Raw genomic sequence first — 9,223 nt, forward strand, 5'->3', positions numbered from 1 at the left:
AGCCAGCCATAGGCGTTATGCCCGCTGATCTTGTAGGCGGCGGACCGGATCCCCGCCTCGTCGCCCGCGCTTTCGCTGATCAGTTCGACGTCATAGCCCTTTTTCTCGGCCCACCGGACATACATCCGCGCCAGCATGCTGGCCCAGTCGCAGCTTTCCGTACCGCCCGCACCAGCGTTGATTTCAAGGAATGTGTCGTTGCCATCGGCCTCGCCGTTCAGCAGCGCCTCAAGTTCCTTCTGCGCGGCCAGTTCGGCCAGCGCTTTCAGATTCGCCTCGGCTTCGGCGACCAATTCGGCATCGCCCTCGGCCTCGGCCAGTTCGACCATCTCGGCATTGGCCCCAAGATCCCCGTCGATCCGGCGATAGGTCTCGATCGCGTCGGACAGGGCCTGCCGTTCGCGCATCAGCTTTTGCGCGCGGGCCGGATCGGACCACAGATCCCCCGCCTCGATCATGGCGTTCATTTCTTCCAGACGATGCGGCGCGGTTTGCCAGTCCATCCGCTGCCCCAGCAGCGTCAGCGACTTGCGGATAGCGTCAATGGTGGACTGCGTCTCGGCGCGCATGGGCGGTTCCTTCGTTCGTCAGGCGATCTTCGGTCAGGCGTGATACCGCGCCGGACGGACAGCGGCAAGACCAGCCTGCACCCGGCGCAGGCTGCCCGAAGCCGCCACCGCCGTTCGGGATCAGGCGGGCTGAGCGGAACCGGCCGGAGGATGTTACCCCGAAACGCCGGACATCCATATGCAGGGCGCAAGGGGGGCGTGATCCTGACGATGGAGCAACGCACGACGATTTCGATGGCTGAACGAACACTCTCTGTCTGTAACGAGCAGATAAAATACAACTGGAGACGTCAGGCCTGTTGTGGCAGTCTTTGGGCGTACAGGGGGCGTAATGGCAAAGCCGAACAACGGCAAAACCGACCGGGCAGCCGCGCAAGGCAGTTCGTTCGCGGATGGCGGAACACAGAAGATCGTTCTGATCACGGCCATCGTCGGGCTGATCACGGCGGTGATCGGGTTGTTGACAAACATTCTGCCCCGCCCCGACACCCCGCCGGAACCGCCCGTGCCCAAGCCATTCGCATATTCCGGCCTGCCGGAAACACTGACCGACCCGCCCGGGTCATCCGGCACCACCGCCCCTGCGGCATCATCGTTCATTCAGGAGACCGTTGATTTCCCCAACGCTCGGGTCAGGCAGGTCTGCGGCGTGGCAATTGCCGCGCGGGCCCGTTTCGACATCGTGGCGCGCCAGTATCAGGGCGTGGAACTGCACCTTCCGGGCACAGGGTTCAACCGGCTTGATCCGGCGCAAATACCCCTCGAACTGGCACCGGGATGTTTCATTGTCGCGGCGCAGGAGCACGAATTTTCTCGCGGAAGTTTCGGAGTGAAAATCACTGTCTACAAGGAGTAATCTGGCATGAAATGGATTTGCGCCATCGTTTTTCCAACCCTTTTCGCCCCTGCGGCATGGGCCTGCGACCCCGACCTTCCGGCAATCGACAGCGACGGGCTGATCACGGCGGAACAGCGGTTCAGCGAAGCCGGCAGCCCCTTGCAGAAACTGTCGGCCTACAAGGATCTGCTGCGCGCCCAGGATCCCGATTTCGTCGGCACCGCAATTGATATGGGGTTGGGCTCGGATGACACGGCGATCCGTTCGGCGGCGCTGCGATGCAGGTTCCTGATGGCGCAGTCGCTGCGCGTCAAGACACTGCCCTATGCAGAAATATCCGAGGAACTGGCAGGCGCGTCCGAGGCGACGCGAAAACTTGCCGAGGAAGGCGTTACCCTGAATTTTCCCGTTCGCTATGTCGATTGGAAAGGGAATTGCGCGTCACTTTACCATACCGACCGCTGCGATCCGACCATGTCTGCCAGTGTCCGCCGCCTTTCGGTCAGCTACACCGCCGACCGCCCTTCGAACGGGCGGTTCACCCTGACAGGGGATAACAGGCTGATCGGAGAGTTGAACCTCTGGAACGGTGGCAGCCACACCCCCGTCCCCGCCGAGGCATGGCTGGACTGACCCCGCGCCGCACCCAATGTTCATTGGGGTTACAAATAAACGAAGCCGTCGATCAGGCCGTTGGTATCAGGACTTGTCCTGCATGCCGGCCCGCGCCTCGTTTTCGGACTCGATTCTGCGGGCCAGATCGGGCGGCATCAGCGACACGATCCGCGTTCCGGGTTTGCCAGACAGTTCCCGGTCATCCGCCACAAAGCGCAGCGCGCCGTCCTGTACCATCGCCAGCGCCACCGCGCCCGGCCTTGCGGCGTGCCAGTCGTCCAGCCCATATTCGACCGTCAGGCGGGTGGTGCGGAAGAACCAGCCACTGGCCAGCAGGTCAAGATACTGTTCCAGTTGCCGGTTGCCATTGACCGGCTTGCCGCCAAGCTGGCTGGGCAGCGCGTGACGGGCGCGATCCTCTTTGTGGCGGGCAACCTGCCAGATGTTGTCGCGACCAAATTCCGGCCCCAGATCGGTTGCCACCAGCGTATTGTACGCATCATTATCAGATGCCGCCAAAATGCCCGAATAGGCGATAAATTCGACATTATGTTCCGCCGCCTCGCCCAGGATGTCGCCATAGAATGTCGGCACGCCCGAGGCCCGCGCGCTGTGCAGATGGTCGCGATTGGTGTCGGTGATCAGCACGTTCACGTCGGCTTTTTCCAGCGCCTTGGCCAGCCCGGACGCAAAGACCGAGCCTCCGACGATCAGCAGTCCCGGCTTTTCGCCCGAGGTCAGCCCCAGCCGCCGCGCCAGCGGTGCCAGCGTGAAGCCATGAACCACCACCGTGAACAGCACCAGCACGAATGCCAGAGGCGCGATGGCCGCGCCCTCGGGAACGCCGGCATCCGCCAGCCGCTGTGCAAAGACGCCCGACACCGCGACCAGCACCACGCCGCGCGGACCGGTCATCGCGATCAGCGCCTTTTCCTGCCAGGGCAGGTCGGACCCGGCCAGCGACAGGAACACCGTCAGCGGCCGGACCACCATCATGACCAGCAGGATGAACAGGATCGTCCGCCCCCAGTTCAGATCGGCAAGCGTGGCGATGCGGATGTCCGAGGACAGCAGGATGAACACGCCCGAAACCAGCAGGATCGAGGCATGTTCCTTGAAGCGGTGCAGCTCGTGATAGCTGGGCAGATCGGCATTGGCGATCAGCAACCCCATCACCGTCACCGCCAGCAGCCCGCTTTCATGCAGGATGCTGTCGGTCGCCGCAAAAATCGCCAGCACCATGATGAACAGCGCCGGAACCTTCATGTATTCGGGCACCCAGCCGCGCTGGAACGCCCTGACGATCAGCCAGCCCCCCGCAAGCCCAAACGCCAGCGCCGCCAGAATGCCCAGAACGAAATGCCCCAGCGAGGTGGCGACGGGCAGGTCACTGTACATGACCGCGACCACCCCCATCGCCAGCACCGCGACCAGCGCGCCGATGGGGTCGTTGACGATGCCTTCCCATTGCAGGATCTGCGCGGGCCGGGCGGTCAGCCTTGCCTGCCGCAGCAGCGGCGCGATGACAGTTGGTCCGGTCACGATCATGATGCCCCCGAACACCACCGCGGCCGGCCAGCCCAGTCCCGCGCCGAAATGCAGCGCCAGGGTCGAGAACAGCCACCCCAGCGGCGCGCCGAGATAGACCAGCCTCAGCACGGCGGGCCGCGCATCGGCCAGCTTTTTCAGCCGCAGCGTCAGCCCGCCCTCGAACAGGATCACGGCGACAGCCAGCGAGATCATCGGATGTACGATGCCCCCCAGATCCCGCGACGGCACCATGAGGCCCGTAACCGGCCCCAGCAGCAACCCGGCGGCCAGCATCAGCACGATGGCAGGCATACGGAACCGCCAGGCCAGCCATTGCGCCCCCACTCCGGCCGCGCCGATCAGTGCCAAAGCCTCGACAGGACTAAGCCCGCCCGATGTTTCGATTGCCACGCCTGTCCCCTATGTTATGATTCCCTGCGCCGGAAACCGTTCTTATATCTGCGGGTCCGGCGGCACCGCAAATTTCTGGCGGACCGCGTCTTTTTCGCGGCTACCGATTGACGCTGCTGAATCTTTCGTCTAGCGAGACGGGGTCTGCATCCGGCAGACATCAGGCGGGGCGTTTGGACATGCGTCCCATGAATGGCCGCAAGGGCACCGGAACGGTGCGCGGCACGGTACGCATTCGCGTCGGGTGGCGCGACATCTTGGAAAGTCCCGAATGACGAAGTTCTCTGATCTGAAGCTTGATCCCAAAGTCCTGAAGGCCGTCGCCGAAGCAGGCTATGAAACGCCGACTCCCATTCAGGCCGGGGCGATCCCGCCTGCGCTGGAAGGGCGGGATGTGCTGGGGATCGCGCAGACCGGAACGGGCAAGACCGCCAGCTTTACCCTGCCGATGATCACCATGCTGGGCCGGGGCCGCGCAAGGGCGCGCATGCCGCGCAGTCTGGTGCTGTGTCCGACCCGTGAACTGGCCGCGCAGGTTGCCGAGAATTTCGACGTCTATGCAAAGAACACCAAGCTGACAAAGGCTTTACTGATCGGCGGGGTTTCTTTCGCCGAACAGGACAAGCTGATTGATCGGGGGGTCGATGTACTGATCGCCACACCGGGCCGTCTGCTGGATCATTTCGAACGCGGAAAATTGCTGCTGACCGGCGTGCAGATCATGGTCGTGGACGAGGCCGACCGGATGCTGGACATGGGCTTTATCCCCGATATCGAGCGGATTTTCCAGCTTACGCCCTTTACCCGGCAGACACTGTTCTTCAGCGCCACCATGGCCCCCGAGATCGAGCGGATCACCAACACCTTCCTGCACGCCCCCGAGCGGATCGAGGTCGCGCGTCAGGCCACGACCAGCGAAACCATCACGCAGCGGCTGGTGGAAATCACGCCGACCCGCCGCGATCAGAGCGCCAAGCAGAAACGCGAATTGCTGCGCGCCCTGATTGATGCCGAGGGCGAGGCACTGACAAACGCCATCATCTTCTGCAACCGCAAGACAGATGTGGATATCGTCGCGAAATCGCTGAAAAAGCATGGCTATGATGCCGCGCCCATCCATGGCGATCTGGATCAGTCACAGCGCACCCGGACGCTGGATGACTTCCGTGACGGAAAACTGAAACTGCTGATCGCATCGGATGTGGCAGCGCGGGGGCTGGATATTCCTGCCGTCAGCCATGTGTTCAACTATGATCTGCCCAGCCATGCCGAGGATTACGTTCACCGCATCGGCCGCACAGGCCGCGCAGGCCGGACCGGCACGGCGGTCAGCCTTGCGACCCCGTCGGATGAAAAATACCTGACTGCCATCGAGGCGCTGGTAAAGCAAACCCTGCCGCGCGGCACCATCCCCGAGGGCTTTGCCCTGTCGGATGCCTCGCAGGGGGCTCCGCGTGCCCGCGATGATCGCAAGGGCGGGCGCAACGGGCGTCGTGGCCGTCATGACGGTGAACGTGATCGCGAACGTGATCGCGAACGTGATCGCGACAGGCAGCCGCGCCAGCACGAACGCCGCAATGCCGAGGCCAACGGATCGCGAACCGAAGCCGCGCGCCCCGAACGTTCCGAACCGTCGCGCCGGGATGATCGCCGCCGCTCTCGTGGCCGCGAGGATCGTGGGGCGGTCGTGGTCGGGATGGGCGATCACGTCCCCCAATTCATGCTGGTAACGCTGCGCAGCGCCGGGGAAACGCCCGAGGCCGATCCCGCGATCACAGCCGTCCCGGTGGAGCCTGTGGCCGAGGCGATTGAGAAACCTGCCAAACCCGCGCGCAGCCGTCGCCGCAAGGCCGACAAGGCCCCCGCAGAGGTTGCGTCAATGGAACCCGCACCCGTCGCCCCGCAGGATGCCCCGGCCGAGATCGCGCCCGAAGCGATTGTCGCCGAAGCCCCCGCGCCCGAGGAACAGGCCAAACCCCGGCGCACCCGCCGCAAAAAGGCCGACACGCCCGAGGCCGAGGCCGAGGCCGAGGCCGAGGTCACAGAAGCGCCAAAACCGCGCAAGACCCGCAGCCGCAAGGCCGACAAGGAAACGGCCAGCGCGGAAGCGACCGAAGCCGTCGTCGGCGAGGCTGTCGCGGAAGAGGCGCCAAAGCCAAAACGCACCCGCCGAAAAAAGGCTGACACGCCCGTGGCCGAGGCCGGAACCGAAGACGCACCCAAGCCCAAAACCCGCCGTCCGCGCGCCAAAAAGGCGGATGCCGCCGCGCAGACGGCGATCGAAGCGGATCAGGGTCAGCCCGCCAATCCTGCAAGGCCGGCCGACGCCGAAGCCTGATGTTTGCGCGGATGCGCGACCGGCTGATGCCTCCACGCCTTGGTTGGCATGCGCGACCGGCGCCGCGCCATCTGGGCATCGATCTGTTGCTGGGTGCGGTTGCCGCGCTTGGACTTGCGCCCTTTGGCGTCTGGGGCGCAACCGTCGCCGCGCTGGCGGTGCTGATCTGGCGTTTCGCCCGCGCCCGCCCCGCCACCGCCTTCTGGCATGCGCTGGCCGCCGGGATCGGCTGGTTCGGGCTGGCTCTTGTCTGGATCGTCGAGCCGTTTCTGGTCGAGCCCGAAATCTATGGCTGGATGGCCCCTTTCGCACTGATCCTGATGGCGATTGGAGGGGCACTGTTCTGGGCGCTGCCGGTCTGGGCGGCAGCGCGAATCTGCCCCGGCTGGCGCAGCCGCAGCGCAGGCATCACCGCAGCACTTGTCCTGTCTGACTGGCTGCGCGGCTGGATCTTTACCGGCTTTCCCTGGGCGCTGATCGGCCATGTCTGGATTGACACGCCGGTCGCGCAGACCGCTGCATGGACCGGCGCTCCGGGGCTGAGCGCGATCACCCTGACTGCGGCGGCGCTGCCCGCGCTGCTGTGGCGGCAGGTGCGGCAGACGGCCCTTGGCTTTGCCGGCGGGATCGTTCTGTGCCTGCTGCTGACTGGTATGATCTGGGCCGTTGGCGTTGCCCGCCAGGCCGCCCCCCTGCCGCCCGATACCGCCCTGCGGCTGCGCATCGTTCAACCCGACGCGGAACAGAGGCTTAAATGGGATCCCGAATGGTCCGCTATCTTTTTCGGCCGCCTTCTGGACCTGTCCGCAGCGCCCGGCCAGCGCGATTTGGTGATCTGGCCGGAAACCGCAGTGAATTTCCTGCTGAACGATGCGGGCGAGGTTCTGCCTGCGATGTCACAAGCCGCAGATGCCCCGCTGCTGCTGGGGATCCAGCGGCAAGAGGGCGGCGTTTACCACAACGCTCTGGCGGCCATCGCACCGGGCGGCACGCTCATGGCGACCTATGACAAGTTCCATCTGGTGCCCTTTGGCGAGTATATCCCCTGGGGTGCCGAGCTGGCGCGGTTCGGCATCACCGCCTTTGCCGCACAGTCCGGCGCAGGCTACGCGCCGGGGCCGGGCGCGCGCGCGATCAGCCTGCCCGGACTGCCCGCCTTTCAGCCGCTGATCTGCTATGAAGCAATCTTTCCCCAGCATCTGCGCGGGCTGGACCAACGCCCCGGTTGGCTGCTGCAAATCACCAATGACGGCTGGTTCGGCAAATTTTCGGGGCCGTATCAGCATCTGGCGCAGGCCCGGCTGCGGGCCATCGAATCGGGCCTGCCGCTGATCCGGGCCGCGAATACCGGTATCAGCGCGGTGATCGACGCGCATGGAGCCGTGCGGCAGACGCTGAGCCTGGGCGAGATCGGCAAGATCGACACCACCCTGCCCGCCGCATTGCCGGAAACCTTCTGGATCCGGCACGGACCTGCGCCGGTCATATTGCTGGCACTGCTGGCGCTGGCCGCAGCGGCAGGCACGCCGCGCCTTGCAGGAATGCGGCAGCAGGACTGACCTCCGGTCCCGATCAGGTTGTTAACTCATGACCCGCCAACACAGGCGTCATGCCATCCGTTCCGGAGACAGGACCAACGGGCGACTGCGGGGGCCGCCTCTGACAATCGGGAATAACGCCTTCATGGTGCCGCCACATCGAACGGATGTTTGCCCACGAAGCCCGTTGCCGTTAGCGCGTAACAGGTTTGCCGGTCAGGAAAGCATCCACCTGAGCCAGGTCCTTCAGACCGGTCCCCGCGCCGACGGCCTGCATCGACAGGGCAGCCACGGCAGAACCGAAGCGCAGCGCATCCGGCAGCGGCATGTGATGAACGAGGCCGTGGATAAATCCGGCGACGAAATTGTCGCCCGCGCCGGTGGTATCTGCCACCTCGACCTTGAAGGCAGGCGCCGAAAAGGTTCCGGATTCGTGAAAGGCGACCGCCCCCGTTGCACCGCGCTTCAGGACCACATTCCTGACCCCGCGCCGCTGGAAGTCCGCAGCGACCTCTGCGGGGTTGGATGTGCCGGTGAAAACCTGCGCCTCCATCTCGCTCGGCAGGACGTAGTCGAGATGCGGCCAGATCTCTGCCAGCTCGTCCAGACCGTAGCCCTGCTGATCCATCACGAAATCGGCGAAGGTGATCGCACCGACCGACCTGGCTTTCTTCAGCAATGCTGCCACCGCTTCACGGTCGAAACGCTCGGAGGTGAACAGGCTGGCCACTGACAGCGCTTTCAGCCCCGGCTTGATCAACGCAAGATCTATATGTTCCGGGCCAAGTTCGGCATGGGACCGGGAATGCGGCGTCAGGAAGAAATGTTCGCCGCTCTCCTCGATCATCACCACGCCGGTTGCTGTGGCCTGTCCCGGCTTGATGAAAAGCCCCTCGACCCCGACCCCGGCGCGGAGGCATTGATCGCGGATGAACTGGCCCTGCGTATCGTCGCCGATCAGGCCGATCAGCCCGACCCGGTTGCCCAGCTTCGCCAGCGCGACGGCCTCGTTATTGGCATCGCCGCCGGTGGCCAGCGTGATACCCTCCACGAAGCCGGTCTGGCCCATTCTGGGCAGCTCGTTGACGCCGCGCACCAACACATCGACCACCACCATGCCGGCACAGATGATTTCGGGAGCAGCCATCAATCGCCCTCGAACTTCACGAGGGCCTTCACCATGGTCGATTTTTCGGTAATGCAATCCTCGAAAGCCTGCGGGGCGTGATCCAGCGGGTAGTAGAGTGAAATGATGGATTTCACGTCGATCTTGCCCCCGGCAACGGCCTCGATGCAGGTGGGGTAGATGTTCGAATAGCGGAAGTTCGACTTGATGGTCAGTTCCTTGTTCGTCATAAGCTGGAAATCAATCGGCGTCTCGCCC

Annotated in this window: 7 protein-coding genes and 1 pseudogene; 4 read left to right on the top strand and 4 right to left on the bottom strand. The window is 64.4% G+C overall.

The features are described from left to right. Positions 1 to 569 (bottom strand): PCRF domain-containing protein (locus ACK5L9_RS06570; protein ID WP_416910665.1); only part of this gene is annotated, 569 nt, incomplete at its 3' end. A gap of 331 nt (positions 570 to 900) precedes the next feature. Here ACK5L9_RS06570 and ACK5L9_RS06575 point away from each other — a divergent pair. Further along, on the top strand, positions 901 to 1,425 hold the full coding sequence (locus ACK5L9_RS06575) for a hypothetical protein (RefSeq protein ID WP_416910666.1): 525 nt from the start codon (positions 901 to 903) through the stop codon (positions 1,423 to 1,425). 6 nt (positions 1,426 to 1,431) lie between these two features. Further along, a complete protein-coding gene (locus ACK5L9_RS06580; protein WP_416910667.1) occupies positions 1,432 to 2,040 on the top strand; it encodes a hypothetical protein in 609 nt (202 codons plus the stop codon). A 66-nt stretch (positions 2,041 to 2,106) separates the two neighbouring features. Here ACK5L9_RS06580 and ACK5L9_RS06585 read toward each other — a convergent pair whose 3' ends face one another. Continuing rightward, on the bottom strand, positions 2,107 to 3,963 hold the full coding sequence (locus tag ACK5L9_RS06585; protein WP_416910668.1) for a cation:proton antiporter: 1,857 nt from the start codon (positions 3,961 to 3,963) through the stop codon (positions 2,107 to 2,109). A 271-nt stretch (positions 3,964 to 4,234) separates the two neighbouring features. Between ACK5L9_RS06585 and ACK5L9_RS06590 the strand changes: the two genes are divergently transcribed. Continuing rightward, on the top strand, positions 4,235 to 6,301 hold the full coding sequence (locus ACK5L9_RS06590; protein WP_416910669.1) for a DEAD/DEAH box helicase: 2,067 nt from the start codon (positions 4,235 to 4,237) through the stop codon (positions 6,299 to 6,301). Continuing rightward, positions 6,301 to 7,860 (top strand): apolipoprotein N-acyltransferase, encoded by a 1,560-nt coding sequence (gene lnt / locus ACK5L9_RS06595; RefSeq protein ID WP_416910670.1) that lies wholly within the window; start codon positions 6,301 to 6,303, stop codon positions 7,858 to 7,860. Before ACK5L9_RS06590 ends, lnt begins: the two co-directional genes overlap by 1 nt. A gap of 172 nt (positions 7,861 to 8,032) precedes the next feature. On the opposite strand, the gene ACK5L9_RS06600 is transcribed toward lnt, so the two are convergent. Then, positions 8,033 to 8,986, bottom strand: a complete 954-nt coding sequence (locus ACK5L9_RS06600) for a carbohydrate kinase family protein (RefSeq protein WP_416910671.1) — start codon at positions 8,984 to 8,986, stop codon at positions 8,033 to 8,035. Beyond that, positions 8,986 to 9,223 (bottom strand): annotated as a pseudogene (locus tag ACK5L9_RS06605) (hypothetical protein); the annotation flags it as partial. The gene ACK5L9_RS06600 and the pseudogene ACK5L9_RS06605, both read right to left, overlap by 1 nt.

It is taken from the genome of Paracoccus sp. (in: a-proteobacteria) (assembly GCF_047973135.1).
Lineage (GTDB): Bacteria > Pseudomonadota > Alphaproteobacteria > Rhodobacterales > Rhodobacteraceae > Paracoccus.